Raw genomic sequence first — 26,877 nt, forward strand, 5'->3', positions numbered from 1 at the left:
CCTTTCGTCAGGAGGCGATCGCCTCGTCGGTGGTGCGCATGACGCGGTTCAGGTCGTGGACCACGTCGAGCAGCATCCGCGCCTTCTCTTCGTTCAGCCCGGTGCAGCGCGCGATCTCCGCGCCGACGACGGACAGCTCCGAGCGGAGAGTGCGGCCGTCGTCCGTCAGCGCGACCTCGACGACACGCTCGTCGTGGGGGCTGCGCGAACGGGAGACGACACCGCGCGCTTCGAGGCGGCGGATCAGCGGCGAGAGGGTGCCCGAGTCGAGGAAGAGCTCTTCGCCCAGTTCCTTGACCGACCGGGGCTCCTGCTCGCCGAGGGCGACGATGACGAGGTACTGCGGGTACGTCAGCTTCCACGGCGCGAGCACACGCCGATAGGCCTGCGTGAACGCGTGGCTGGCCGAGTACACCCCGAAGCACACCATCTGCTCGATCGCTCTCATACGACAATGGTTGCACGCAATTGAGTTGTGCACAACTTGACTGCTGCAGAGTCAGTCACCGCAATACTGATCGGATGACGACGACGGATGCCGCGGGTCGCCCGGAGAAGCCGGGTCGCCTCAGCAGCGCTGCGCGCCCCCTCCGGCATGCCCTGGAGCGCTCTCCTCACGACACCGCGCTGCGATCGACTCTCATCGAGCTCTACCGCGAAGGGGGCGCACGCGATCAGGCCGGGCGGTACGCCGTCGCAACCCCGGACGCCGACCCGAGGGATGTCACGGCCTACCTGCGTTGGGCGATCGCGCAGGGCGCGGACGAGAAGCGCGTGCGGGAGTTCAGTCTGCTGGACGACGACGCCACCCTTCCCGACGGCTTCGCGGCGGACCTCTCGTCAGGCAACGTCCGGATGACGCCCGCGGAGCGATGGGCGGACCGCGGCGAGACAGCAATGTTCATCGGGCTGGCTTCCCTGTTGGTCGCCCTGGTCGCGACCTTCGCCGCCGTGACGTTCTGGGCGTCCGTGGCACCGTTCGTCGCACACCTTTCGTCTCGCTTGACGGCGCTCGCGTGGGGCGTGTCGTTCGCGGCGTTCGCGGTCGCGAGCTGGCTCGACCGCAATCGGCGAGCAGCCGCGGTGAAGGGGGCGGCATCCGTCGCCTTCGTCCTCATCGGCGTGACCGGGCTGATCAGCCTGGCCACGAGCGGGCCGTGATCCCGGACCGCCTAAACAGGTAAGGCCCCGCCGAAGCGGGGCCTTACCTGGACTGTCTCAACACAGTGTGCGCCCGAAGGGACTCGAACCCCTACCCTTCTGATCCGTAGACCGGACGGTCACAGACTCGACTCGCGCTATTGCGAGGCCGGCGGATGCAGGTGCACACATCCGTGCACACATTCGCGACCTGGGTGAAGAGCCTTCCCTGGTCCGCCACTCTGCGGCACGGAGGGATCCCATGCGAGCACAGCCCGGGAGCGCGGTCTCAAGGAGCCGGCGCGTCCCACTCCACCACGGTGCGGCGGTCACTGAAAACGTCGAGCGGGCGTGGACGGCTTCAGCGTGCGATGCCGAGGGCGAACAACGGGGAATGTCCCTGGCCGTGGGCAGCATGAGCCACAGTTGACGATCGCCAGCTCTCGCACCAAGCCATTCTTCCGGCGGCGCGCATAGGGGCTCAGAAGGGGGACAATTGTCGGATCATCCGTGGGGGTGGAGGGGCGCCGTCGACAGTGGGCCGTCAAGGGACCTCATCACTGCGCTCAGGTCCAGGTGCATCGCGACCGCCAGTTGCACCACGGTGAACAATCCAGGATCAAGGGTTCGACCGTCCTCGATGGCTTGGATGTTCGATGCGGACACCCGGGACCGTCGGGCCAGCTCGGCACGTGAAATTTTTAGTACTTCTGTGCGCTGCTTCTTGAGAAGTTCACGGAGCTGTCGGGACCTCTCGGACAGTACGAAGTCCTCGCGCCTTGCTCTTCCAGCCACCGCTCAAACTTATCAAAGAAATATTAATTCGCCTATCACTGGTGTGTTAGGGTCGGTCCATGGCTGGTAGGCACCTGCGCGACATGATCGCGGCGTACGGGGAGAGGGACGATCTGAAGTTCCGCCGCGCAGCCCAGGCGATCATCCAGGAAGAGGAGGCCAAACGGCACACCGTTCTCGCGAAAGAGCTACGCGCGGTGCTCGCCGCGAACGCCGGCGTCGGCGCCAACGAGGTGCTCGTCACCCCGGACCCGCCCGTCGACCGTGACAGTTCACTGCCGCTAGCTCGGGTGACGCACCCGGATCGACTGCTAGGCGATCTCGTGCTCGCGGAGCCGACCAGGGCAGCGCTCGGGCAGATCGTGAGAGAGGTGCGGAACTGGCCGACTCTGGACCGCGCCGGTTTGCCGCGACGCAACCGGATCCTCTTGTCAGGGCCTCCCGGGTGCGGGAAGACGTCGGCAGCCGCAGCCCTGGCCCATGAGCTGGGACGACCATTGGTCACGGCTCGTGTTGAGGGGTTGATCTCGAGCTACCTCGGTGAGACCGCCGCGAACCTTGCTAACCTCTTCGCGTTCGCGTCGACCGGCGCGTACGTGCTGTTTCTGGACGAATTCGACAGTCTCGGAAAGATGCGGGAGGACCTCTCCGATCACGGTGAACTACGCCGCGTGGTGAACGCGGTGCTCCAGCAGATCGACGCGTACAGCGGACCTTCTCTAATCGTCGCGGCAACCAATCATTCGCAGATCCTTGACGCGGCACTGTGGCGACGGTTCGACTCTGTTGTGGAGCTCGGACTGCCCAGCCGTGATCAGGTCGTCGAGCTCCTTCGCCGACAGTTGCTCGGCAACGGACTGGCTGATGCGATGCAATACGCCGACGAACTGGCGACATTCCCGCATGCAGCGACAGAGTTCTTCGCGAACTCTGCGAAACGCCACGCCTTGCTCGACGAGCGCACGGCGGTCAAGTCATCGGACTTGGCGTTCGCTGCCCACGAGGTGCTGTCGCGGCCCTGGGCCTGAGAGCACCGGTGCTTGGGCACCCGGCCAGGCGATAAAGTCAGCCCATGGCCGACCATCTCCAACTGCCTGGGCTCATCCCTCTGCCGACCAAACGGGTCAACGTACAATTCGATCCCGACGACGAACCCCGCGATCGTGGACAGCATGCCACAACGTTGCGCGGCGTCCTCGAAGGCCTCGAGTCGGTAGGGGCGTTTCCGTCCCGCATCGACGAGTACGGGAGAGTCGACCCCGACGAGGAGTGGGATGTCGGCGAGCTGGTCATCAAGTTCACTGGGGTGCAGCCGTTCGACAACACTGCGTTCAAGAGCCTTGGGCTGGTCCCGCTGGCAGTCACCGACGACAAGCGGTATTTTGCGCTTACCGACGCAGACGCACGAATCGCGCTGGCGCGGCTGGTGGGACGCTACGCCGACCTGAACGATGACCTCGATGAGGTCGCCAAGAACCTTCAGGCGGAGCTCGCCAAGATCGAGGGCATTGAACTGTACGGGGCGGAGGATCGGCTGGCGCCCGATGTGGCCGGCTGGTCGGGTGAGGACGCTGAGCTGATCGACGTCGACGTGGCGGTGTGGCCGACGTCACTGGAACGTCAAAGCGACAGCCGTCGCGGGCAGGAGCGGGTAGCGCGACTGGTCGAGTTCGTCGAAACGCATGCGCAACGGGACCCACGGGTCCGCGTACTGGCAGTTGACGACCGCGACCCGGACCGGCTGCTGGTGCATGCCCGCGTAGACGCGCGCACTCTCGAGGCGCTCGCAAGTCATCATTTGGTCGAACGAATCCGGGGGCCGCTACACGTAGCGGTCACCAGTCAGGACCTGCAGGCGGTCGTCTTGCCTGCCGACCCGCTGCTGCCGGAAGGCGCGGCGATCGGCATCATCGACGACCTGGTCGTCGAGTCCCACCCGTGGCTTAAGGACGTCGTCGTCGAGCAGCGCTCGTTTCCCGACGAGCACACCCTCGGGGAGCCGACTCGGCACGGCACGCAGGTCGCAGGGGTCGCCGCATGGGGGAACGTCCGCAAACTGCTGGACCCCGATTTCGACGGGCAGCCTCACCCGCTGTATGTCGCACGCGTCGCGCAAGCCAACGAAGACTTCGACGCGCAGGTCTACGGCAACGCCTCCGAGCAGTTCGCCGAGGCCTTGGACTGGCTCGCCTCGCACCAGGTAAGGGTGGTCGTGCTCGCCTTGGGGGAGTCTTATGCGGACAACGGCCCGCTCACCTCGGACCTGTCGGCCACCATCGACGAGAAGGCCCGGGAGCACCGGATGGTGATCGTCACCAGCGCCGGCAACTTCCGTGCCGCCGACGCTGTCGAGCTCGCCACCTACCCGTCGTTCCTGCAGGCCGACGAGGCGAAGGTCTCCGCGCCAGGCACCGCCGCCCTATCCCTGACGGCGACCGCGATCGCTGACGACGATGTCGTCGACCGAATCGCCCGACCGCATGCGGTGGCTGTGGCCAAGGCCGGCGGTCACGCCCCGTTCGGCCGGATCGGGCCGGTACCGTCGTCTAAGGCGGCCGGCCGGCAGAAGCCCGAGGTCGCCGCGAACGGCGGCAACTGGGCCATTGATCAAGCCACCGGCAATATCATCTCCGATGCGGCCGAGTTAGCCGTCACCACCCTCATCCCGCCACTGAACGGCCGTTTGTTTGGATCGGCTACCGGCACGAGCCTTTCCGCACCGAAGGTCGCACACGAGGTCGCCCGGATCGCGACCCGCTACCCCGACGCTGGCCCCAACCTACTGCGTGCCCTCACCGCACTCAGCGGCGGACACCGGCCACGCCCGGGCGATCCGGCGGCGCCGTTCCACTCCTCCACCTACGGCGTCCCCGACGCCAGCGACGTCCTCGAGAGCGTTGGCAACCGCGTCTTCTTCACCTTCGAGGGGGTGATGGCGACCAATAGCCATGTGATCCTCGAACTGCCCATCCCCGAGGTGTTCGCACGGGGAGCATCCTCCCGGGAGATCCGGGTCGCGCTCGCATTCGATCCGCCCTTGCGCCGCAGCCGCAAGGACTACATCGCGGGCCGGATGGAGTTCGCGTTCATCCAGCGCGAAGGCCTAGACGATATCCGGGCAGCGTATGCCCGGCAGCCGAAGAAGGCGGAACGAGACGCGGACCCGACCTTGACGCTCACCGACAGCCTGCCCGGACGCAAGCTGTTCCCGGCGAAGACCACGTTCTACAGCGACACATTGATGCGAAGGTCCTACTTCAGTCCTAGCAGCGGCTGGGACCCGAACGACGAAGACTACTTCCTGGTGATCACCCATGAGCACAGTCGGTGGACCCCGGCGCAGAAGAAGGCGTACACTGCGCAGGAATTCGCGGTGGCGGTCGAGATCTGCGATCACGGCCGACTCGATCTGGACCTGTACACCGAGGCGCAATTGCTGCTGCAGCAGCGCGTGGCGGCACGCGTCGGAGGGGCGTGATGGGCTACACACATAAGGACCTGGTGTGGAACGAGTTAGCTGTCGAGGTGTGCGACGACGAAGTGCTGCAGGGCAACAAGTTCACTCTGAAGGGCGTGGTGTCCAAGGAGGCGCACATCTCCGGTCACTGCCCGTATTGCTACGGAGAAATCGAGTTTCACCGCAAGCTGAAGTTGCTGCCGGCAAGCCCCGGCGGTACCACCGGTCAGGGCAGCGGAAGAAGAACGATGGATATCACGGTGACCTGCACCTGCGCGTTGGATCATCCGAATCGTCCTGAGGGTGAACGTGGCTGTGGCCGCTCGTGGGTTGCGACGGCCGTGAAATGAACCGGGGCTGGCGGTCCACCGGCGGACGAGCGGCGACTGATGCTGAAGTCCAGGAAGCCAAGCGGCTGGCAGAGGTCGCTCGGCACCAGCTCCCGTTCGTCCGCGCCGCTGCCACGAACTGGCGCAACAGCGTCGGGCTCGGTGGTGTGCTCGCACTGGTGCTCACCACCGTCGCTGCCCCCGACGCAGTCGCACAACTCGACGCTCAGGCCCGGTTCAACACCGGCTGGCTGCTCGGGATCGGCGCATTGCTCACGTTCGTGTCCCTGGCACTGGCAATGTACTCATCCTTCGGCTGGGTGCGCCCGGCGGCGGTCGGGCGCACTGGCACCTTGCGCGCGTGGGAGGAGCGTGAGGTTCGGATCAGCGGATGGTTCCTGTCCATTTCGATGATCCTTGCCGTTGTCGCGCTGGTCGCGCTGTCCTGGTCGGTTGGGGTCATGGTCTTCGATGTGCCACCCCCATTCGACTTTCCCGGATGGGATTCCGCACCCGGATCCAGCCCTGACGGCGCGAAGGCTCCGTCCGAGTGATCGAACTGTCGCGGTGGACTTCGTTCGCCGTTGTCGGCCACCCGACCGATATGCGTGGGGTCCCGCCCGTCGGCGTGCTCAGAGCCACACCCTAACGTTCGAGCGGCCCCATGGTTTGCGTTCGGTCCGTGGCAGGTCGGAGCGGGCAGTGCGCATGCCGCAATCGAATGGCGGCTCGAGGGGTCACGCGGACGTTGCCACGGGTGGTGCGCTCAGAACTTCCGTTGCCCATGTTCACCGGGAGATGTGAGTGTGGACACGGTTCGGTCAGAGCCACTCACGCTGACGGACGCTCGAACTTAAGCGCTCGCTGCGAAGACCGCGTTCAACTGGCCCCGCATCGCCAGAACATGATCTCGATGCTCGACGGACCTGATCTTCGGGTCGCCTGCCCGCCACGCGTAAAGTCCTCATCTTCAGCACGCTCGATGATGTTTAGGTGGATGCCGGAGCCGGCCCTAACCGATGCCCAGTCCGGGCAGGCCAACCGCGACCATCAGCTCGGATGGGATCGGCACCGCAGGCAGCTCTTGCTCTGCAGCGCAGGAGATCGGCACGTCCCAGGGCCGATCAGCGGCATCCGCCCTACAGAACGCAGATCTTCTGCAGAGTGCAGATCTCCTGCAGAGCGCAGGGCACCGGGCACCGGGCACGGTCGGCGGGAGAGAAGAAAGGCCCCGCCGAAGCGGGGCCTTACCTGGACTGTCTCAACACAGTGTGCGCCCGAAGGGACTCGAACCCCTAACCTTCTGATCCGTAGTCAGATGCTCTATCCATTGAGCTACGGGCGCATGGCCTGTTTCCGGGCCGAGGAACAGCATACGTCACCGCGGGCCGCATCCGAAATCGAGGCCTACTCGAGCTCGCCCGGATCGATCCCGCCGGGGCCCGCCTCGAGGATCGGCTCGGGTTCGACGCCCTCGTCGCGCAGCGCCTGCTGCTTGGCGACGCTGCGTCGGTGCGCGCGGAGTTTGGGCAGGTCGACCAGGCGCAGCGCCTGCATGCGGGCCACCCGCATCCGCTCGTAGTCGGCGTCGAGGTCGGGGCGCGCCGCCGTGATCCGCAACGAACGGTCGATGTTCTTCGACACCTCTGCCCATGCCGCGTCCCGCGCGTCGACGACGAGCTTGCGCAGCTCCTCCTCGTCCTCGGCCCGGGCGCGCAACTCCTTCGCGACGTGCAGCGACTGCTTGCGGCGGCGACGGAGGTTGCGGACGTCGCGACTGCGGTAGTCGTGGGTCCCGCTCGAGTCGGAGTAGCGCGTGCGCGCCGCCTTGCGCTCACGGTCGGTGCGGGCGGCATCCGCTTCAGCCTCTTCGGCGAGAGAGACCAGGATGTCGCGGGCATCGCCGAGAAAGCGCTCCGGATCGAAGTCGTCACCGTCGACGAGGATGTCGACGAGGATGCGGTTCTTCAACGCCAAACGCGTCGCCGCGGACGCGATGTAGAGCCCCTCGGCGACGACGTCCCGGGTCCTGACCCGCTCATTGTCCGTCACGCTCACCCCTCACCGACGATTCTACCGAGGCAGGCGCAGCGGATGCCGGTCAGCCGAGCGACGGCAGCGCGTGACCGGCCGGCCCGTCGCCGCGCAGCGGCGGGAACCGCCACGCGATCGAGGCCGGGCCGCCGGGGGCGATGTCGACGAGGAGCGAATGCGGTGTCTGGATCATGCGCAACCGGGCGTGCCACGCACCGTCCGCGTCGACACCCGCGACGGCGCGGAAGGGCACCGCATCGAGCCCGTCGGCGGGCGCCGGCCACTCCCCCTCCGCCCACGTTCCGCGACCGACGGGAAGAGTCACATCGAGAGCGTCTCCGAGGAACCGGAGAGTCCACCCGTCGCCCGTCTCGGCGACCTCGACGCGCTCGGCACCCGGCACGGCCTCACCGAATGAGAACGGGCCCACGACCGGCGACGACACGTCGGCGTCGAAAGTCCCCGCGAAGCCCGCGCCGGTGTCGTCCGGCAGCGGGAGCGCCAGCGACGAGAGCCGCGCCGCGAGTGCCGCATCGGCCTCGGCGGTGCCCGCCCCCGTCATCGCGGGGCGCAGGTGCGTCGTGATGAGGCTCAGCAGCTCCTGCATGTCGATCGTCTCGCCGGTCGTGACGATCACGGCATCCTCTTCGGGCCACACGATGATGAACTGGCCGTACGCCCCGTCGCCGCGGAAGCCGTGCCGGTTCATCCAATACTGGAACCCGTACCCCTGCTGCCAGTCGATCGGCTCGGGTGCGCCGGGGCCGCGGTGCGCGGTGTCGTTGTCCATCTGCTTCGACGTGGCGGTGGCGACCCACTCGGGGTCGAGGATCTGCTCACCCTGCCAGCGGCCGCCGTCGAGGACGAGCTGCCCCGTCTTGGCGAGCGATTCGGTGAAGACGTGGATGCCGCTGAAGCCCATCTCGACGTCGCCGAGCATCATCCACTGCGCCTCGTGGATGCCGAGCGGCTCGAGCAGACGCGGACGCAGGTAGTCGAGGATCGTCCCGCCCGTCGTCTTGGCGACCAGGCGCCCGACGCCGTAGATGGTCGGCTGACTGTAGGCGAAGACGCTGCCCGGCTCGCGCTCGGGCGGAACGCGGAAGAATCCGGCGAGCACGTCGCCGCCCGCACCCTCCGCCGCGGCTGCGGCACGGTCGAGCGCCTCGCTCTCGTGCCCGCTCGACATCGTCAGCGCGTGACGCACGAGGTATCGGCGGTACTTGTCGTCGACGTCGTCGGGAACCAGCTCGGGGAAGTGGTCGATCATGACGTCGTCGAGTCCGAAACGCCCCTCCGCGACGGCGAGACCGGCAGCGGCGGACGTGAATGTCTTCGACAGCGAGTACACGAGGTGCTTCAGATCGGGCGCGAACGGCGCCCACCATCCCTCGGCGATCACGTTGCCGTGGCGCAGCACCATGAGGCTGTGCATCTCGGCCTCGGTCTGCCCGACGGCGTCGAGCAGGCGCTCGACACCGGCAGCATCCACCCCCTGCGCGGACGGGGTGGACCGGGGCAGGGAGGAGGACGTCGACGTCATGTCGCCATCCTAGGGATGACGACGCAGGGTCAGATCGCGACGATGCGCCACGACGCCGAGAACTCGGCGCCCGGCTCGAGCACCAGCAGGCCCGCGTCGTAGTCGTACGAGGCCGCGTTGAACGCGTCGGGCGCGCACGTCATCGGCTCGACGGCGACACCGTTGCGGTGCGCCGGGTTCGCCGGCCCGTCGGGCTTGTCGCCCGTGTAGACCTGCACCCACGGGCACTCCGCACCCCAGGTGACCTCGACGCCGACACCCGACGGGTCGGTCAGGCGCAGGACGGCCGTCCCGGCGGCATCCGTCTCGAGGTCGGTGAACGCGTGGTCGAGCTGCACGTCGCCGAGCGGACGGGGCGCGCGCCGATCGAACCGCTCGGGGTCGTGGTCGGTCACCGGGTGCAGCGCGACGGGGCTGAGCCGGTCGGGCGTGACTTCGAGGACGGATGCCGCGGGCAGCGCGAGCGTCCATTCGTCGAGCGGCGCGGGGCCGGCCTTCAGGTACGGGTGCGGGCCGGTGCCGAACGGTGCGGGCCGGTCGCTGAGGTTGCGTGCACGCACCGTCTGCGTGAGCCCGTCCTCGCCGAGGGCGTACGTCGTCTCGACGCGCACACGCCACGGGTACCCCGACTGCGGGACGACGGTCGCGCCGAGGGTCACCGCGCTCTCGGTGCCCGAGACGCGCTCGAAGTCGGCCCACGAGAGCAGGCCGTGGAGGGCGTGCGAGCGCTCGGGTTCGGTCAGCGCCGCCACGAGCTCCTGGCCGTCGAAGGTGTACGTGCCGTCGACGATGCGGTTCGGCCAGGGGGCGAGCGTCGTGCCGCGGTAGTCGGGGCGCACCTCGTCGGCGTCGAACGGGACGATGAGGTCGCGGCCGTCGTGGCGGAGGACGCGCAGCGAGGCGCCGGTCGAGGCGATGACCGCCTCGTACGGGCCGAAGCGAAGGGTGTGCTGGGTGCCGGAGAGCGGCAGGGCGGAGGTCACGGGCGGAGCATCACTTTCAGGGCGGCGCGGTCATCCATCAGGCGGTAGCCGTCGGCGGCTTCGCCGAGGCTCAGTTCGCGATCGAAGACGGCCCCGGGGTCGACTGTACCGTCGAGGACGCCCGGCAGGAGGTCGTCGATGTAGGCCCGCACCGGTGCGACGCCGCCGGTGACCGTGACGTTCTTCTCGAACTGCACCCGCTGCAGCGGCGCGTCGGCGTACTGGGGCACGCCGACGCGGGTCACGGTGCCGCCCGCGCGCACGGCGCCGAGCGCTTGCTCGTACGCCGGCAGGTGACCGACCGCGTCGATGACGACGTGCGCGCCGAGGCCGCCGGTCAGCTCGCGGACGGCGGCGACGCCCTCGTCGCCGCGGGCCGCGACGACGTCGGTCGCGCCGTAGCGGCGGCCCAGGTCGGTGCGCGCCTCGTGACGCCCCATGAGGATGATGCGCTCCGCCCCGAGCCTCTGCGCAGACAGCACGGCGAGCAGCCCGACGGCGCCGTCGCCGATCACGACGACGTCCTTTCCGGGTGCGACACCGCCGGTCACAGCGGCGTGCCAGCCCGTGCCGTAGACGTCGCTGAGGGTCAGGAGGCCCGGCATCCGCGGGTCGTCCTCGGCGACGTCGACCCGATACAGGGTGCCGTCGGCGAACGGGGCGCGCCGACGCTCGGCCTGCGCACCGCCGGCGCCCGTGGGCACCGAGAGGCCCGCGAAGCGGCACGAGGTCTGCAGACCGGCGCGGCAGAACTCGCACGCGCCGCACGAGAAGACGAACGGCACGATGACGACGTCACCGGGCGCGACCGTGCGGACGTCGGCGCCGACCTCCTCGACGACGCCGATCATCTCGTGCCCCATCGAGCGACCCCGTTCGGACGGGGTCATCGAGTGGTACGGATGCAGGTCGCTGCCGCACACGCACGCGACGACGGTGCGGAGGACCGCGTCGGTGGGCTGTTCGATCCGGGGCTCGGGGGCGTCGATCACGCGGACGTCACCGGGACCGTACATATACGCAGCTCGCATCCTTGAATTCAACTACGGATGCCGGGGCGACGCGCTGTGCGAGGCTGTCGCCATGGCCGCACTCCACGATGTCGCCGTCATCGGCGCGGGCCTCGCCGGGCTCCGCTGCGCGACGCTGCTCGCCCGCGCCGGACGCGACGTCGTCGTCCTCGACGCGGCCGACGACGTCGGCGGTCGGCAGCGCACCGACCGCGTCGACGGGTTCCTGCTCGACCGGGGGTTCCAGGTCGTGAACCCCCGCTACGACGCGCTCGCCCGCGCGCTCGACCCCGCGAGCCTCGACCTGCGCCCGTTCCCCGTCGGGGTGCGTGTCGTGCGCGGCGGACGGTCGGACGTCCTCGCGCATCCGCTGCGGCATCCCGAGCTCCTGCCGGCCACCGTCGCGGGTGCGCTGTCGGGACTCGTCCCGGCGCGGGATCTCGTGGCCGCGGCGCGGTGGCTGGTGCCCGCCCTCGTCGATCCCACGTCGATCGCGGACGGCCCCGACGAGACGCTGCACGAGGCCTGGGACCGCGTCGGGCTGACCGGGCGGTTGCGACGATCGGTCCTCGAGCCGTTCCTGTCGGGCGTGCTCGCCGACGACGGTCGCGCCACCTCAGCGGCGTACGCGACGCTGCTCGCACGCCTGTTCGCGCTCGGGCGTCCGGGCGTGCCCGCAGCGGGTATCGCGGCGCTCCCCCGGCGTCTCGCCGAACTCGCTCGGGAGGCCGGCGCGCAGGTCCGCCTCTCGCATGCCGTCACCGGCGTGGACGCGAGGGGCGACCGCGTCGAGGTGACGGTCACCGGCGCGGAGACGATCGCGGCACGCGAGGTCGTCGTCGCCGTGGGAGGCGAGGCGGTGGCGAAGCTCGTAGACCTTCCCGCACCGCCGATGCGCGGACTGCAGACGTGGTGGTTCGGCACGGGGCCGGAGGCACCGGCATCCGCTCTGCTCGCGGTGGACGGCGAGCGCTCTGGCCCGATCGTCAACAGCGTCGTGATGTCACGGACGGCCCCCGCCTACGCGCCGGCCGGCCGGCACCTCGTGGCGGCGAGCTGCCTGCTGGGCAGCGGTGCCGACGAGCGTGCCGTGCGCGCCCACATGGAGCGGATGTGGGGCGGCGAGGCGCGGAGCTGGGAGCTGCTGCGTCGCGACGACATCCCCCACGCGCTGCCGGCTCTGCCTCCGCCGCTGCGGCACGCGTCGCCGGTGCGGCTGTCCGAGCGGGTCATCGTCGCCGGCGATCACCGCGAGACGCCGTCGATCGCGGGCGCGCTCGTCTCGGCTGAGCGCGCGGCCCGGGCCGTCCTCGGCTGAGCGTTACGGGCGGTCGCCGGTCGCGACCGGGCGGTCGGGGTGGTTCGCCCACTGGCTCCACGATCCGCCGTAGAGCGCCGCGTCGATGCCGGCGAGGCTCAGCGCGAACGCGGCCTGCGCGGCCGACACCCCCGAGCCGCAGCTGACGCCGACGGTCGTGTCGTCCGTGACGCCGAGCGCCGCGTAGCGCTCGCGCAGGTGCTCGGGCGAGAGGAAGCGCCCGCGCTCGTCGACGTTGCCGCCCGTCGGCGCGTTGACCGCGCCGGGGATGTGCCCCGCCCGCGGGTCCATCGGCTCGACGTCGCCGCGGTAGCGCTCGGGCGCACGCACGTCGAAGAGGATCCCGGACGCCGGCAGTGCCGCCGCCTCGTCGATGTCCAGGCGCGGCAGGTGCCCCGGCGTCAGCGCGACGTCGCCGCGAGCCGCGTGCACGGGGCCCGACTCGAGCGGGAGCCCGGCGTCGCGCCACGCCCCGAGGCCGCCGTCGAGCACCCGGACGTCGGGCACACCGGCATCCGTCAGCACCCACCAGGCGCGCGCGGCGCCGAACGTCTGCCAGTCGTCGTAGACCACGACGGTGTCGCCCGTGTCGACGCCCCAGCGCCGGGCGGCGGTCTGCAGGTCGGCGATGTCGGGGAGCGGATGCCGGCCGTCCTCCGGCGCGCCATGGGCGGCGAGCTCGTCGTCGAGACTCACGTACACCGCGCCGGGGATGTGACCCGCCTCGTAGTCGGCCCGGCCGTCGGGCCGGTCGAGCCGCCACCGGACGTCGAGGACCGTCAGCGGCGCGGCATCCCGCATCATCCGCTCGAGCTCGTGGGGGTCGATCAGTCGCGCGCGAGTCATGGCTCGACCCTACGACCGCCCGCGCCGCCACCCCGTCGGCGAGCCGACGCGAACGGCATCCATCCGGCGCGGGTGACCGCCGCTTCCGTCGGGTCGCGAAGCGAATGGGGAGTTCTCCCCCTTCCCCTCTCGCACCTCGCGCGCAGGTCTACGGTCGGTCCGGACACCCCCGCGATCGCGAAGTTGCATGGCTCCGAGATTAGGATCGTGCGAGTGCTCCTGCAGGAGGTTCCGTGACGACGCCGACGCACATCGTGCAGCTCAACGGGTTCGCGCGCTCTCCCCTGGTGGACGTGGCCCGTCCGTACGAGGACCAGATTCGGTTCTCCGTCCGGCGGATGGACGGCGCGAAGCTGTGGGCGTACAGCCTCTGGCGTGCACCGGACGGGGCCGACCTGTTGGCGGAGATTCCGTTCTCCGAGGGGTACATCCAGTGCGCCGGGGATGCCGAGGGGGTGACCGTCGAGGTCCGCGTGGTCGACGAGGCGGGCACGGCCCACCAGTACACCGTTGGCAAGCCGACCGGCGGCGACGAGTCGGAGCCGACCGAGACGATCCGCTGGGACGAGGGGCGACACAGCGCGAAGGTGCACCCGCACGAGGTCTTCACCCTCGACGAGGCGGCCGAGCTCTTCGTCGCCTACTATCGCGACAACCACGTGCCCTCCGACCACACCCTGCGCGAGATCTGATCGTCGCCGAGCCGACGCCACCGGCATCCATCGCCACCCGATGACCGCCGTTCCTGTCGGGTCGAGACGAAAGAAGGACCCGTGACCACGCCGACGCACATCCTGCAGGAGAACGGCTCGAGCAGGTTCCCTCTGATCGACGCTGTCCGTTCCTTCGAGGACCAGATCCGGTTCACCCTGACGCAGATGGACGGCACCTCCTTCTGGGCGCTCAGTCTGTGGCGTGCGCCCGACGGGGCCAACCTGCGCGCGAGCCTGCCCCACTCGGACGAGTACATCCAGTGCGCCGGGGATGCCGCGGGTGTGACCGTCGAGGTCCGCGCGGTCGACGAGGCAGGCACCGTCCACCAGTACACCGTCGGCAAGCCGACCGGCGGCGACGAGTCGGAGCCGACTGAGACGATCCGCTGGGACGAGGGGCGACACAGCAGGAAAGTGCACCCGCACGAGGTCTTCACCCTCGACGAGGCCGCCGACCTCTTCGTCGCCTACTATCGCGACAACCACGTGCCCTCCCACCACACCCTGCGCGAGATCTGACCGACGCCGAGCCGACGCCACCGGCATCCATCGCCACCCGATGACCACCGTTCCCGTCGGGTCGAGACGTCGCAGATGGTCGCGCGACGGGCGGGGAGGCGACCATCTGCGACGCCTCGCGAGCGCGGCGGAATGGGGCCTTCTCCCCATCGCCGTCGGGGTGACCGCTCGCTACTGTCGACGGCGGAGGTGGTACCCGTGGGGATGATGTTGCCGAATGAGCTGATCTGGATCATGGACAAGATGGGGCTGGAATGGCCCGACATCGACGAGGACGAGGTCCACAAGGCGGCTGACCTCGTGCGCGGCTACCGCGACGACATGGAGTCGATCATCCAGGCCGTCGACAGCCGCGTGAACGGCGACCTGGCCACGGCGCTGCAGGGCAACGCGGGCACGGCGCAGGTCGAGGGATGGAACCGCAACCGTTCCGACAACATGCAGAAGCTGCTCGACGTGCTCGGCCCCGCCGCGACGGGCATCGACATCGCGGGCGGCATCGTCCTCGCGATGAAGATCAAGGTCATCGCCGAGGTGACCCTGACGCTCATGCAGCTCGTCCCCCTGCTCGCCGCGGGTCCCTTCGGCGCCGGCGGCGCGGCGGTGCTGCTGCTCGCGCGCAAGAAGCTGCTCGCCATGGCGATGGAGGCGACGATCGAGCAGGTCATCAACGAGGTGCTGCCCCTCGCCGTCGAGCCGCTCGTCGAGCAGGTCCCGGTGATCGTCATGGCTCTCATGGACGCGCCCGTCGTGGAGGGCGCCGTCGGAGACGTGGACGAGTTCGAGGCCGACATCGAGGCGCTCGAGGCGGCCGCCGACGAGATGGATGCGCAGGCCCTCGACATCGAGGACCGCACCGATCGGCTGCTCGCGGACCTTGCCAACCTGCAGATCTCGGGAGACTGACATGACGATGAAGAGCCTCATGCGCGAGATCGTCGACGCCGTCGACGGCGCCGGCCGCGAGTTCAAGAAGGGGTTCGGCAGCGCGTTCCGCAAGCGCGGCGGCAAGCACCGCGCCGACGCCGCCCGCATCCGCGGCACGGATCGACGAAACGCCGCCGACGCGGGCAAGCACCGTCGCGACGCCCCAGTGGCCAGCCACGCCAAGAAGTACGACCTGCTCACCGACGTCACCCGCGGCCGTCAACAGCTCGGCCACACCGGACGCCACGCCGCGCCCGACTACAACGTCGCGAACGACCTCGGGACCTCGATCGGCAAGGCGGTGCGCGAGACCCCCGGCGAGGTGGGCAAGGAGGTGCTCGGCACGCCGAAGAAGATCCCCGGTCAGATCGTCGAGGAGCTGTACGAGGACGCCATCGGGCAGGACAACCCGGATGCCTACGGGCAGACCAGCAGTGGGGACATGGAGTTCCTCGCCCCCGCCGGCGAGGCGGCCGAGCTGCGCCGCCTGAGCCGGGGCGCCCTCGAGCAGCGCTTCGACCTCCCACCCGGCACGCTCGACGGCGCGACGTTCGAGGTCCGCCCCGTCCCCGGCACGAACTTCGTCACCCTCGACATCTCGCGCCCCGACAGCTGACGCCGACCTCGAGCCGACGCCACCGGCATCCGTTCACGGTGGATGACCGCCCTTCCCGTCGGCTCGAGGCGTCGCAGATGGTCGCGGCGGGTGCGGCGGGGCGACCATCTGCGACGTCTCGACGTCTCGACGTCTCGACGTCTCGGCGGCGAGTCAGCCGTGCAGCGCGCCGGGCGCGACGCCGAGCAGCGCGGCGAGCGCGCGGCGGGTGAGGTCGGCGCGCGAGGGATCGTCGCGCCAGCGGACGAGGCCATGGGCTCCGAGGCCGTCGATCATCGCGAGCAGGTGCCAGGCGACGGCATCCGCATCGACCTCCGCGAACTCGCCCCGCCCGGTTCCGCGCACGATCTCGGCGGCGAGCGCCCGCTGCCACGCGTCCATCTCGGCGCGCACGCGTGCAGCGAGCGCCTCGTTGCGCGCGCCGAGCGCCCAGCCCTGGACCCAGACGAGCGTGACGGCGCTCGGCTCGTCGCCGAGGACGGTGTCGAGCAGGATGCCGAGCCGCGCCGTCGCGGCATCCGTCACCCTCATCGCGGCCACGACGGCGCGCAGCTCGTCCGCGACGACGGCGCCGAACGCCTCGGCGACGAGCGCGTCCATGCCGTCGGCGTGGTGCGCGACGAGTCCGGGGGCCACGCCGACGCGCGCGGCGACGGCACGCAGCGTGACGGCGTCGAGACCGTCGGCGAGCGCGATCCCGCGCGCCGCGGCCGCGATCTCGTCGCGGCGTTCGGCGGGGGTCTTACGCCGCCGGCGGACGGTTGACGCCTGCGTCATGGACTCGATACCCTCCCCTTGTTGATCAAACGATCAATAAGCTACCCGACACCCGAGGGAGACGCCATGGCCTGGCGGATGCCGAGCGAGACCGCCCCGCACGAGCGCACGTGGATGGCGTTCCCCCGAGAGGGTCTCACCCTCGGCGACACCGACGCCGAACGCGAAGAGGGGTACGCCACCTGGATCGCCGTCGCGGCCGCCGTCGCGCGGTTCGAGCCGGTCACGATGGTCGTCGATCCGACCGAGACGGCGCGCGCACGCCGCATGCTCCCCGGCGAGGTGACGCTCCTCGAGGCCCCCGTCGACGAGTACTGGATGCGGGACCACGGCCCCACCTTCGTCGTCGACGACGAGCGCCCCGGCGTCCTCGGCGCGGTCGACTGGATCTTCAACGGCTGGGGCGCGCCCGACTGGGCGCAGTGGCAGGATTCCGCGGCGCACGCGCGCCTCATCGCCGCCGAGGTAGGGGCCGAGCTCGTCTCGTCCGTCCTCGTGAACGAGGGCGGCGGCATCCACGTCGACGGCGAAGGAACCGTGCTGCTCACCGAGACCGTGCAGCTCGACCCGCGGCGCAACCCGTTCGCCGACCGCGCCCGCGTCGAGGCCGAGATGGCCCGCACGCTCGGTGCCGCGAAGGCGGTCTGGCTGAGCCGCGGCCTGACCCGCGACTACGACGAGTTCGGCACGAACGGGCACGTCGACATCGTGGCGACGATCCCCTCGCCCGGCCGCATCCTGCTGCACGATCAGCGCGACCCGGCGCACCCCGACCACGCCGTCACCGCGCAGCTGCGCACCGAGCTCGAGGGCCAGACGGATGCCGCCGGTCGCCGCTTCGAGATCGTGTCGCTCCCCGCCCCCGAGACCCTGACCGACGCCCACGGGCCGGTCGACTGGAGCTACGTCAACCATCTCGTCGTCAACGGCGGCGTGATCGCGTGCGGCTTCGGCGAGGAGAAGGCCGACGCGCAGGCCCGCGCGACCCTGGCCGAGGCGTACCCGGGCCGCGAGGTCGTCACGGTCGACGCCCGCGGCCTGTTCGCCCGAGGCGGCGGCATCCACTGCATCACCCAGCAGCAGCCGGCGGTGACGGCATGATCGACGTCGTCGAGGCGCCGATCGCCGACCTGCGCGCCGCCCTCGAGTCCGGAGAAGCCACGGCGGTCGAGCTCGTCGACGCCTACCTCGCGCGCATCGACGCGTACGACGGGCCCGACACCGAGACGGCGCTGAACGCCGTCGTGGTCCGCAATCCCGACGCGCGAGCCGAGGCCGCGGCATCCGATGCGCGTCGCGCCCGCGGTGAGACCCTCGGCCCCCTCGACGGCATCCCCTACACGGCGAAGGACAGCTACCTCGTGCGTGGGCTGACCGCCGCGGCCGGCTCCCCCGCGTTCGCGGAGCTCGTCGCCCAGCGCGACGCGTTCACGATCGAGCGCCTGCGCGCGGGCGGCGCGATCTGCCTCGGTCTCACGAACATGCCGCCGATGGCGAACGGCGGCATGCAGCGCGGCGTGTACGGCCGCGCCGAGAGTCCGTACAACGCCGAGTGGCTGACCGCCCCGTTCGCCTCCGGCTCGTCGAACGGGTCCGGCACGGCGACCGCCGCGAGCTTCGCCGCGTTCGGCCTCGGCGAGGAGACGTGGTCGTCGGGCCGCGGGCCCGCGTCGAACAACGCGCTCTGCGCCTACACGCCCTCGCGCGGTGTCATCTCGGTGCGCGGCAACTGGCCGCTCGTCCCGACGATGGACGTCGTCGTGCCGCACACCCGCACCATGGCCGACCTGCTCGAGGTGCTCGACGTCATCGTCGCCGACGACACCGAGACCCGCGGCGACTTCTGGCGGGTGCAGCCGTGGGTCGAGCTCCCCGCGGCGTCGGAGGTGCGGCCCGCGTCGTACCTGGCACTCGCGGAGGGTGCGTCGCTCGCGGGGGTGCGGTTCGGCATCCCGCGGATGTACATCGGCGAGGACCCGGATGCCGGCACCGGCACCGGCATCGGCGGTCCGACGGGTCAGCGGATCGAGACCCGCCCGTCGATTCTCGCGCTGTGGCGCGCGGCCCGCGCCGACCTCGAGGCCGCGGGCGCGACCGTCGTCGAGGTCGACTTCCCCGTCGTGAGCGAGTACGAGGGCGACCGCGCGGGAGCCTCGACCATCCGCGACCGCGTCCCCGAGGGCTACCTGCAGCGCGAGATCGTCGACCTGTCGGCGTGGGCGTGGGACGACTTCCTCGACGCCAACGGCGACCCCGCGCTCTCGACGCTCGCCGACGTCGACGGCGCCGCGATCTTCCCCCACCCGCCGGGTGCGCTCCCCGACCGCTACACCGGGTTCGACGACGACATCGCCGAGTACCCCGACTGGGTGCGCGCCCACCCGGGCGCGGGCCTCGACGACATGCCCGAACTGGCCGACGGCCTCCGTGCCCTCGAACGCGTCCGCCGCACCGACCTGGAGGAGTGGATGGATGCCGCCGGCCTCGACGCCGTCGTCTTCCCCGCCGTCGCCGACGTGGGTCCCGCCGACATGGACGTGAACCCGGCCTCGGCCGACCTCGGCTGGCGCAACGGCGTCTGGATCGCCAACGGCAACCTCGCCATCCGGCATCTCGGCATCCCGACCGTGACCGTGCCGCTGGGCACGATGAGCGACATCGGGATGCCGGTGGGCCTCACAATCGCGGGCCGCGCCTACGACGACACCGCGCTGCTGCGCCTGGGCGTAGCCTTCGAACGTCTGGGCACCCGCCGGACCCGACCGCCGCGCACACCCGCGCTCCCCCGCACGACCTCGGAGAACCGATGACCCAGCCCGCCCGTATGCACGACGTGACCGACGAGACCCGTCAGATCGTCGACCTCGTCCTCGACTACTCGCGGCAGCGGCTGCTGACGGACGACAACCCGCTCGACAAGCCGTTGCCGCCCGCCGAGCTCGCCCGCCTGGCCGGCGTGACGATCACCGAGCAGGGCATCGGGGCGCGCAAGGCGCTCGGCGTCTTCGAGCACGTGCTCGCTCCCGCGTGCATCACGACCGACGACCCGCGGTACCTGTCGTTCATCCCGAGCGCGCCGTCGAAGGCGGCTGCCGCGTTCGACCTCGTCGTCTCGGCGAGCGCGCTCTACGGCGGCTCCTGGCTCGAGGGCGCGGGCGCCGTCCACGCCGAGAACGAGGTGCTCCGGTGGCTCGCCGGCGAGTTCGGACTGCCCGCGACGGCCGGCGGCGTGTTCGTGCAGGGCGGCACCCTCGGCAACCTGTCGGCGCTCGTGGCCGCACGCGAGACCGCGCGGGACCGCGGCATCCGTCCCGACCGTTGGCGCGTCGTCTGCTCGGCCGAGGCGCACTCGTCGATCGCGTCGGCGGCCCGCGTGATGGACGTCGAGGTCGTGCCCGTGGCTCCGGATGCCGGGGGTGTGCTCCACGGCGACGCGGTGCGAGCCGCCCTCGAGGAGCACGGCGACAGCGTCTTCGCCGTCGCGGCGACCGCGGGCTCGACGAACTTCGGGATCGTCGACGACGTCGCCTCGGTCGCCGAGGTGACCCGCGAGTTCGGGGTGTGGCTGCACGTCGACGGCGCCTACGGCCTCGCGGCTGCACTCTCACCCGAGGCCCGGCACTACTTCGCCGGCATCGAGCACGCCGACTCGCTCATCGTCGACCCGCACAAGTGGCTGTTCGCCCCGTTCGACGCGTGTGCGCTGCTGTACCGCGACCCCGAGCTCGGCCGCCGCGCGCACACGCAGCACGCGGAGTACCTCGACACCCTCACCGAGACGAGCGACTGGAGCCCGTCGGACTTCGCCGCGCACCTCACGCGACGGGCCCGCGGACTGCCGCTGTGGTTCTCGCTCGCCACCTACGGCGCCGAGGTCTACCGCGAGGCGATCACGTGCTCCATCTCGCTCGCCGAGCGCATCGCCGCCGAGATCGAGTCCCGCGAGGAGCTCGAACTCGTGCGCCGTCCGCAGTTGAGCGTCGTCGTCTTCGAGCGCCGCGGCTGGAGCAAGGAAGACTACACGGCCTGGTCGAACCGCCTGCTCGACGACCAGCACGCCTTCGTCACGCCCTCCAGCCACGCCGGCCGCACGAACGCCCGCTTCGCGATCCTCAACCCCCGCACGACGTTCGAGGACCTCGTCGGGATCCTGGACACCATGCGCTGACACGATGCGCTGACACCCGGCATCCGCCCACCACCCACATCGACGCACCGGAGGAACCCATGGCACCATCCGAGACCGACCTGCAGGCGATGGCCCGCGACCATCTGTGGCTGCACTTCGCGCGGCAATCGTCGATGACCGAGGGATCGGGCGTCCCCATCATCGTGAAGGGCGACGGCCACCACATCTGGGATGCGAGCGGCAAGAAGTACATCGACGGGCTCTCGGGGCTGTTCGTCGTCGCCGCCGGCCACGGCCGCACCCGCCTCGCGCAGGCGGCCGCCCGGCAGGCCGAGGAGCTCGCGTTCTTCCCGATCTGGTCGTACGCTCATCCGTCCGCGATCGAGCTCGCGGACCGACTCGCGCACCTCGCTCCCGGCGACCTCAACCGCGTCTTCTTCTCTACCGGCGGCGGCGAAGCGGTCGAGACGGCGTTCAAGCTGGCCAAGCAGTACTGGCGGCTGCAGGGCAAGCCCACGAAGCATAAGGTGATCTCGCGTTTCGTCGCCTACCACGGCACCCCGCAGGGCGCTCTCGCGATCACGGGTCTGCCGGGCATGAAGTCGATGTTCGAGCCGGTGACACCGGGCGGCTTCCGCGTGCCGAACACGAACTGGTACCGCGCGGCTGAGCAGGGCTTCACCGGCACGACCCCCGAGGAGTACGGGACCTGGGCGGCCGACCGCATCGAGGAGGCGATCCTGTTCGAGGGAGCCGACACTGTCGCGGCGGTCTTCCTCGAACCGGTGCAGAACTCGGGTGGATGCTTCCCGCCGCCGCCCGGCTACTTCGCGCGCGTCCGCGAGATCTGCGACCGGCACGATGTGCTGCTCGTCTCGGACGAGGTCATCTGCGCGTTCGGCCGCCTCGGCGAGTGGTTCGGCGCCGACCGCTACGGCTACCAGCCCGACATGATCACCTTCGCGAAGGCGGTCACCAGCGGGTACTCGCCGCTCGGCGGCACGATCATCAGCGACCGGATCCACGAGCCGTTCGCGCACGGGACGACCTCGTTCCCGCACGGCTACACCTTCGGCGGGCACCCGGTGTCGACGGCGGTCGCGCTCGAGAACCTCGACATCTTCGAAGAGGAGGGGCTGCTGCAGAACGTGCGGGAGAACTCCCCCGCGTTCCGCGCGTCGCTCGAGCGCCTGCTCGACCTGCCGATCGTCGGCGACGTCCGCGGCGACGGCTATTTCTTCGGCATCGAGCTCGTGAAGGACAAGGCGACCAAGGAGACCTTCGACGACGCCGAGTCCGAGCGGCTGCTGCGCGGATTCCTCTCGAAGGCCCTCTTCGAGGCGGGGCTCTACTGCCGCGCCGACGACCGCGGAGACCCCGTCATCCAACTCGCCCCGCCGCTCACGATGGGGCCGACGGAGTTCGACGAGATCGAGGGGATCCTTCGCAGCGTGCTGACCGAGGCATCCGCTTGGCTCTGAATCGGCGAGCGGGGCTCACGCGATGACGTTGCGCCGTGTGAGCTCGGGCTCGCGCGGCGGCACGAGCCAGTTGACGAGCGCGATGCCGAGCGGCAGGGCGAGCGCCAGCGCCCCGAGCAGCCACCACGGGATGTCGGCGAGGTTCATCGGCTCGAATCCGGTCTGCGACTGCAGCCAGAACCCGACCGGGGGCAGGATGCCGGCGGTCGCGCCGGCGAAGGTCCCGAACCCGGCGATCACGAGCCCCTGCCACAGCCCGATTCGACGGCGGAGCCCCGGCGTCCCCCCGACCGCGGCGAGCGTCGCATCGTCGGGGCGCCGCTCGAACCGCGCCAGCCCGAGGGCGACCGCGCTCGCACCGAGGACGAGGACGGCCACCGCGGCAAGGAGGGGGACGAGCCAGACCGCGGCGCTGGTCGGGCCGGTCTCCCGCCAGATCCCGACCTGATACTCGTCCGTGTCGAGACTGCCCGACAACGCGTTCAGCCGGTCCTGGGAGTTCATGTCGGATCCCTCGGGAAAGACCGCGAGCACCTGTCGGGGAACCACGGTCATCCCCCATTCCGCAGCCGTCGCGGGTGCGACTGCGGCGACGATGTTCTGGTGGGGTGCAGTCACCTCGATCGCGGGCGCGGTGCGCTCCCACTTCGGGTCGGCGACATCGTCGCCCGACCAGACGTTGCTGGGCATCCTGCCCTCGTAGGCATCGCGGGCACTCCACGCGCCCACCTCGACCTGACCGTCCATGACGTAGCGGTGGTCGACGACGATGACGGCCCCCGCCGCGTACGCGGCGCGCTGGTCCTCGGTGAGCGTGATCCCCGTCGTCACCTCGAGGTCGTCCGCCGCCACGACGGAGAGGTTGTCGGTCGCGCTTCCGCGGTAGGTGAAGCCCTGCGAACCTGCGACATCCGTAGAGACGAGTGACCGGGGTGGTGCGATGAGCATCACGTGCTGCACATCAGTCGGGATGTCGGCCACCGTTTCGGCGAAGTACAGCGGTTGCTCGCCGCCCACGACGCCGATGGCCGTCGCCCCCGAGGATGCGAAGAGGCGATCGGTCGCCTCCACCGCTTCCTGCACCTGCTCACCGGTCAAGAAGGGATCACTCATCGTCGAGATGTCGGCGACGACGGTCCCCACCGGCGCGCTGTAGCCGTAGTTGCGGGCGGACTGCTCGGCCGTCATCATCCCCATCCCGACAGCGAAGACACCGACGAACACGGTCGCGCCGATGGCCGCGAACGCGGGGACGGTACGTGCACCGTTGGCGACGGCATCCCGCGACGCGAGCCGCGCGGCGAGGCTGATGCGGGAGAGCAGACGCGACGCGAGCCAGAGCAGCCACCGTCCCGACACGAGGATGCCGACTTGAGCCAGGATCGGGCCGCCGACGATCCCCGCGGTGGGGAGCCACCGCAGTGGCGAGTCCCACGGATTCGTGTCGCTGATGGCGACCGCGCCCGCGGCGATCCCGGAGAGGATCGTCACCGCCACTCCGATGATGATGAGGAGGGACCCCCACAGCGGCCTTGCGGCGGTGACCGTCATCGGTCGCCGCGCCCCGCGCAGCGCGGAGATGGTGTCGGACTTGCCGACGGCCCGAGCCGGCAGCCACGCCGAGGCCGAACCGACGAGGACGGCGAAGGCCAGCACACCGAGGAGCAGCAGCCAGGGCACGTGGAATCCCCAGAACGACGTCGCGGATCCGTTGTCGAGGAGGCGCATGAGGATCGCGGCCCCACCGACACCGACAGCGAGGCCCAGGACGCCGGCAACGAGGCCCAGCACGGCTCCCTGGAAGAGGACGATGCGACGCAGATCGCGAGGCTCGGCGCCCACGCTCGCGGCGATCGCAAGAGCGCGCTGCTGGCGGCGGGCGCTGACCGCGAAGGCCGCACCGGCGAGCATGACGACCATGTAGCCCGCCGCCAGACCACCGCCGCCGATCCCCGCCGCGAGGGCGAGCTCGCGCTGCAGATCCCGCTCCGCGGAGGTAGGGATGGAGAAGTCGTCGAACGGCCGATCGAAGGGGGGCGGATCGAGCACCAGCTCTCGCGCATACACCCCGAACCCCGCCGCGTTGAGCGCGCTGAGCCGATCCGCATCGATGGCGGCATCCGGCAGGAAGGAGCGGATCGGGCTGTACCTGTCTGCGTCGAAAAAGGCGACGACGAGGTCGGCGTCCGCGGCGGTGGCATCGTCGAAGGTCCCCGTGACGGTGAATGCCTCGCCGTCGACGAGGGACAGTGTGCCGCCGATCGTCAGCCCCGCCCGTTCGAGCACGGCAGGCGTCACCAGGACCTCGCCGCCGTTCGACGGCGCGCGCCCCGCGACGAGCGCGTACGCCCCCGCGAACCGTTCGTCTGACACGTTCCCCGCCACGGCGCGCGCGCGGGCGTTGCCAGCGACCGTCTCGATGCGTTCCTCTCCGAACGAGAGCGGCACGATCTCGGTCCCGGGTGCGAGCGCAGACGTCGGATCCGAGGGAAGGTCCGCCGTACTCGACCCGTCGGAACCACCCCACTGCGAGGCGTTCCCGTACTCGTACGGGTCGTCCGGCGTCTGCCAGAAGCCGGACTCCGCCGGCCACAGCGGCTCGACCCACGCCGACATCTTCCCGAGCTCCACGGCGACCCGCTCGGCGGGTGTGGCGAACGTGCTCGAGACCATCACCGCGACCCCCGCCATCCCGGCGATCGGCAGGGCGATGAGCGACAAGATCAACAGCGACGACACCCACGTGCGGCGCACCTGACGACGTGCGATGCGCGCCGAGACGCGCAGGCGGGCTGTGCGCGAGGGCTTCGGGCGCTCGACGCGACGGCGGGTACCGGCATCCGCTCGGGGCCGGTCCTGCACGGCGGTCATCGCGCGTCCGACAGGAGCGCGTCGGCGCCGCGACGCTGCGACTCGTCGACGATGCGGCCGTCGCGCAGGAACACGATGCGGTCCGCCCACGCCGCATGGCGCGGCTCGTGGGTGACGAGGATGCCGGCGGCCCCCTGGTCGACGCGGTGGCGGATCATCTTCATGACCGCCTCGCCCGTGACCGAGTCGAGCGCGCCGGTCGGCTCGTCGGCGAGGATCAGCCGGCGGCCGCCGACCACCGCGCGGGCGATCGCGACGCGCTGCTGCTGACCACCCGACAGGTCGTCGGGGTAGGCGTCCACCTTGTCCTCGAGACCGACCGAGGCGAGCGCATCCCGACCCGCACGGCGCGCCACCCGGGCTCGGAAGCCGTCGAGCTCGAGCGGCAGCGTCACGTTCTCGACGGCCGTGAGGGTCGGGATGAGATTGAAGTCCTGGAACACGAATCCCAGCGAGCGCCGCCGCAGCTGCGCCAGATCGCGACGCGTCGCCGTCGAGAGGTAGGTCCCCTCGACGACGACCTCGCCGCTGGTGGGCTTCTGCAGCCCGCCCGCGATCGACAGGAGCGTGGATTTGCCCGAACCGGACGCTCCCATGATCGCGACGAGCTCGCCCTTGTCGACCGTCAGGTCGACGCCCGACAGTGCCGAGACGCTCGTCTCGCCCTCGCCGTACTGCTGTGTGACCCCCACCAGCTGCAGGACGGCGGCGCTCACCGCACGACCGCCTCGGCGTTGCCCGCCTCGGATCTGGCAGGCCTCCCCCGCTTGGGTGTCTCGGTGGACAGCTCCAAACCCATCGTGTGATGAGGATGCCGCGCGAGCCGCTGCTCGGTGTGGTCGAGCCATCGCACCTCGGCCTCGGCGGAGAAGATCATCGAATCGACCACGAGCGACCACGCGAGTTCCTCGGGGCCGTCGGGGTTCGCGCCCGCATACTTGGCGCGGTTCAGTTCCTGCAGCTGCCGCAGCGACGCGGAGCGCTGCCGCTGGATCACGGCGGCCAGGTCGACCCCCGGCAGGGTGGCGGCGACGGCGAGCTTGATCGCCAGCTCGTCGCGGGTGCCCTGCGAGCGCTCCACGGGAGCGTCGAGCCACGCGCGGACCTCGGCGGATCCGGCGTCCGTGATCTGCCAGTAGACGTGACCCTGCTCGTCGACGTCACCCTTCTCGACCAGGCCGTCGCGCTCGAGGCGGTCGAGGGTGTTGTAGATCTGGCCCACGTTGAGGGGCCAGGTCGATCCGGTGCGGCGGTCGAACTCCGCCCGCAGCTGGTAGCCGTAGCAGGGACCCTGATCCAGGATCGCCAACAGGCTCGAACGTACCGACATCGGGACTCCTCACTGCATACCGGGTATGTGTTTTCTGAGTATATGCATACTCGGCAACG

24 protein-coding genes and 1 tRNA gene are annotated in these 26,877 nt (G+C 70.3%); 14 read left to right on the forward strand and 11 right to left on the reverse strand.

The window, feature by feature from the left end:
* Window positions 1-7: 7 nt before the first annotated feature.
* Window positions 8-430: a MarR family winged helix-turn-helix transcriptional regulator gene (locus tag ACPEH0_RS06310; protein ID WP_422880344.1), complete on the reverse strand. Its 423-nt coding sequence runs from the start codon at window positions 428-430 to the stop codon at window positions 8-10.
* Between the two features lie 92 nt (window positions 431-522).
* Between ACPEH0_RS06310 and ACPEH0_RS06315 the strand changes: the two genes are divergently transcribed.
* The 5 genes from ACPEH0_RS06315 to ACPEH0_RS06335 all read left to right on the forward strand — a co-directional run bounded on the left by ACPEH0_RS06315 (window position 523) and on the right by ACPEH0_RS06335 (window position 6,275).
* The gene (locus tag ACPEH0_RS06315; RefSeq protein ID WP_366213766.1) at window positions 523-1,161 is read left to right on the forward strand and encodes a DUF6584 family protein; all 639 of its coding nucleotides are present in this window, start codon (window positions 523-525) and stop codon (window positions 1,159-1,161) included.
* Window positions 1,162-1,994: 833 nt separating this feature from the next.
* Window positions 1,995-2,963, forward strand: a complete 969-nt coding sequence (locus ACPEH0_RS06320; RefSeq protein ID WP_366213764.1) for an AAA family ATPase — start codon at window positions 1,995-1,997, stop codon at window positions 2,961-2,963.
* A gap of 44 nt (window positions 2,964-3,007) precedes the next feature.
* A complete protein-coding gene (locus ACPEH0_RS06325; protein ID WP_366213763.1) occupies window positions 3,008-5,413 on the forward strand; it encodes a S8 family serine peptidase in 2,406 nt (801 codons plus the stop codon).
* Window positions 5,410-5,742: a hypothetical protein gene (locus ACPEH0_RS06330; RefSeq protein WP_366213762.1), complete on the forward strand. Its 333-nt coding sequence runs from the start codon at window positions 5,410-5,412 to the stop codon at window positions 5,740-5,742. The genes ACPEH0_RS06325 and ACPEH0_RS06330 overlap by 4 nt, the downstream gene beginning before the upstream one ends.
* Entirely contained in the window at window positions 5,739-6,275 is a 537-nt protein-coding gene (locus ACPEH0_RS06335; RefSeq protein ID WP_366213761.1) for a hypothetical protein, read from the forward strand. Before ACPEH0_RS06330 ends, ACPEH0_RS06335 begins: the two co-directional genes overlap by 4 nt.
* A 718-nt stretch (window positions 6,276-6,993) precedes the next feature.
* Here ACPEH0_RS06335 and ACPEH0_RS06340 read toward each other — a convergent pair.
* The 5 genes from ACPEH0_RS06340 to ACPEH0_RS06360 form a co-directional block, all read right to left on the reverse strand.
* Window positions 6,994-7,066, reverse strand: a tRNA-Arg gene (locus tag ACPEH0_RS06340).
* A gap of 62 nt (window positions 7,067-7,128) precedes the next feature.
* Window positions 7,129-7,773 (reverse strand): asparagine synthase, encoded by a 645-nt coding sequence (locus tag ACPEH0_RS06345; protein ID WP_366213760.1) that lies wholly within the window; start codon window positions 7,771-7,773, stop codon window positions 7,129-7,131.
* A gap of 49 nt (window positions 7,774-7,822) precedes the next feature.
* Entirely contained in the window at window positions 7,823-9,298 is a 1,476-nt protein-coding gene (locus ACPEH0_RS06350; protein WP_366213759.1) for a serine hydrolase domain-containing protein, read from the reverse strand.
* Window positions 9,299-9,327: 29 nt separating this feature from the next.
* Window positions 9,328-10,281: an aldose 1-epimerase family protein gene (locus ACPEH0_RS06355; protein WP_366213758.1), complete on the reverse strand. Its 954-nt coding sequence runs from the start codon at window positions 10,279-10,281 to the stop codon at window positions 9,328-9,330.
* Window positions 10,278-11,312: a zinc-binding dehydrogenase gene (locus tag ACPEH0_RS06360; RefSeq protein ID WP_366213757.1), complete on the reverse strand. Its 1,035-nt coding sequence runs from the start codon at window positions 11,310-11,312 to the stop codon at window positions 10,278-10,280. Before ACPEH0_RS06360 ends, ACPEH0_RS06355 begins: the two co-directional genes overlap by 4 nt.
* Window positions 11,313-11,364: 52 nt before the next feature.
* Between ACPEH0_RS06360 and ACPEH0_RS06365 the strand changes: the two genes are divergently transcribed.
* A complete protein-coding gene (locus ACPEH0_RS06365; protein WP_366213756.1) occupies window positions 11,365-12,609 on the forward strand; it encodes an FAD-dependent oxidoreductase in 1,245 nt (414 codons plus the stop codon).
* A 3-nt stretch (window positions 12,610-12,612) separates the two neighbouring features.
* On the opposite strand, the gene ACPEH0_RS06370 is transcribed toward ACPEH0_RS06365, so the two are convergent.
* The gene (locus tag ACPEH0_RS06370; RefSeq protein WP_366213755.1) at window positions 12,613-13,455 is read right to left on the reverse strand and encodes a sulfurtransferase; all 843 of its coding nucleotides are present in this window, start codon (window positions 13,453-13,455) and stop codon (window positions 12,613-12,615) included.
* Between the two features lie 233 nt (window positions 13,456-13,688).
* Between ACPEH0_RS06370 and ACPEH0_RS06375 the strand changes: the two genes are divergently transcribed.
* From ACPEH0_RS06375 to ACPEH0_RS06390, 4 genes are all read left to right on the forward strand, one after another.
* On the forward strand, window positions 13,689-14,147 hold the full coding sequence (locus ACPEH0_RS06375; RefSeq protein ID WP_366213754.1) for a hypothetical protein: 459 nt from the start codon (window positions 13,689-13,691) through the stop codon (window positions 14,145-14,147).
* A gap of 81 nt (window positions 14,148-14,228) precedes the next feature.
* Entirely contained in the window at window positions 14,229-14,687 is a 459-nt protein-coding gene (locus tag ACPEH0_RS06380; protein ID WP_366213753.1) for a hypothetical protein, read from the forward strand.
* A gap of 204 nt (window positions 14,688-14,891) precedes the next feature.
* Entirely contained in the window at window positions 14,892-15,593 is a 702-nt protein-coding gene (locus ACPEH0_RS06385; protein ID WP_359920117.1) for a hypothetical protein, read from the forward strand.
* Window position 15,594: 1 nt separating this feature from the next.
* Window positions 15,595-16,230 (forward strand): hypothetical protein, encoded by a 636-nt coding sequence (locus tag ACPEH0_RS06390; RefSeq protein WP_366213752.1) that lies wholly within the window; start codon window positions 15,595-15,597, stop codon window positions 16,228-16,230.
* A 153-nt stretch (window positions 16,231-16,383) separates the two neighbouring features.
* Here ACPEH0_RS06390 and ACPEH0_RS06395 read toward each other — a convergent pair whose 3' ends face one another.
* Window positions 16,384-17,007, reverse strand: coding sequence for a TetR/AcrR family transcriptional regulator (locus ACPEH0_RS06395; RefSeq protein WP_366213751.1), 624 nt, complete (start codon window positions 17,005-17,007; stop codon window positions 16,384-16,386).
* Window positions 17,008-17,073: 66 nt separating this feature from the next.
* Between ACPEH0_RS06395 and ACPEH0_RS06400 the strand changes: the two genes are divergently transcribed.
* The 4 genes from ACPEH0_RS06400 to ACPEH0_RS06415 are packed head-to-tail and all read left to right on the forward strand — an operon-like array spanning window position 17,074 to window position 22,617.
* Window positions 17,074-18,108: an agmatine deiminase family protein gene (locus ACPEH0_RS06400; protein WP_366213750.1), complete on the forward strand. Its 1,035-nt coding sequence runs from the start codon at window positions 17,074-17,076 to the stop codon at window positions 18,106-18,108.
* The gene (locus ACPEH0_RS06405) at window positions 18,105-19,817 is read left to right on the forward strand and encodes an amidase (RefSeq protein ID WP_366213749.1); all 1,713 of its coding nucleotides are present in this window, start codon (window positions 18,105-18,107) and stop codon (window positions 19,815-19,817) included. Before ACPEH0_RS06400 ends, ACPEH0_RS06405 begins: the two co-directional genes overlap by 4 nt.
* Window positions 19,814-21,175, forward strand: coding sequence for a pyridoxal phosphate-dependent decarboxylase family protein (locus ACPEH0_RS06410; protein WP_366213748.1), 1,362 nt, complete (start codon window positions 19,814-19,816; stop codon window positions 21,173-21,175). Before ACPEH0_RS06405 ends, ACPEH0_RS06410 begins: the two co-directional genes overlap by 4 nt.
* 59 nt (window positions 21,176-21,234) lie before the next feature.
* Window positions 21,235-22,617: an aspartate aminotransferase family protein gene (locus ACPEH0_RS06415; RefSeq protein WP_366213747.1), complete on the forward strand. Its 1,383-nt coding sequence runs from the start codon at window positions 21,235-21,237 to the stop codon at window positions 22,615-22,617.
* A gap of 15 nt (window positions 22,618-22,632) precedes the next feature.
* Here ACPEH0_RS06415 and ACPEH0_RS06420 read toward each other — a convergent pair whose 3' ends face one another.
* From ACPEH0_RS06420 to ACPEH0_RS06430, 3 genes are read right to left on the reverse strand one after another with little or no spacing between them, the layout of a single operon-like run.
* Entirely contained in the window at window positions 22,633-25,488 is a 2,856-nt protein-coding gene (locus tag ACPEH0_RS06420) for an FtsX-like permease family protein (RefSeq protein ID WP_366213746.1), read from the reverse strand.
* Window positions 25,485-26,204, reverse strand: a complete 720-nt coding sequence (locus ACPEH0_RS06425; RefSeq protein ID WP_311285274.1) for an ABC transporter ATP-binding protein — start codon at window positions 26,202-26,204, stop codon at window positions 25,485-25,487. Before ACPEH0_RS06425 ends, ACPEH0_RS06420 begins: the two co-directional genes overlap by 4 nt.
* Window positions 26,201-26,818, reverse strand: a complete 618-nt coding sequence (locus tag ACPEH0_RS06430) for a PadR family transcriptional regulator (RefSeq protein ID WP_253035664.1) — start codon at window positions 26,816-26,818, stop codon at window positions 26,201-26,203. The genes ACPEH0_RS06425 and ACPEH0_RS06430 overlap by 4 nt, the downstream gene beginning before the upstream one ends.
* Between the last annotated feature and the right edge of the window lie 59 nt (window positions 26,819-26,877).

Source organism: Microbacterium sp. NPDC079356 (assembly GCF_049545465.1).
GTDB lineage: Bacteria > Actinomycetota > Actinomycetes > Actinomycetales > Microbacteriaceae > Microbacterium > Microbacterium gawkjiense.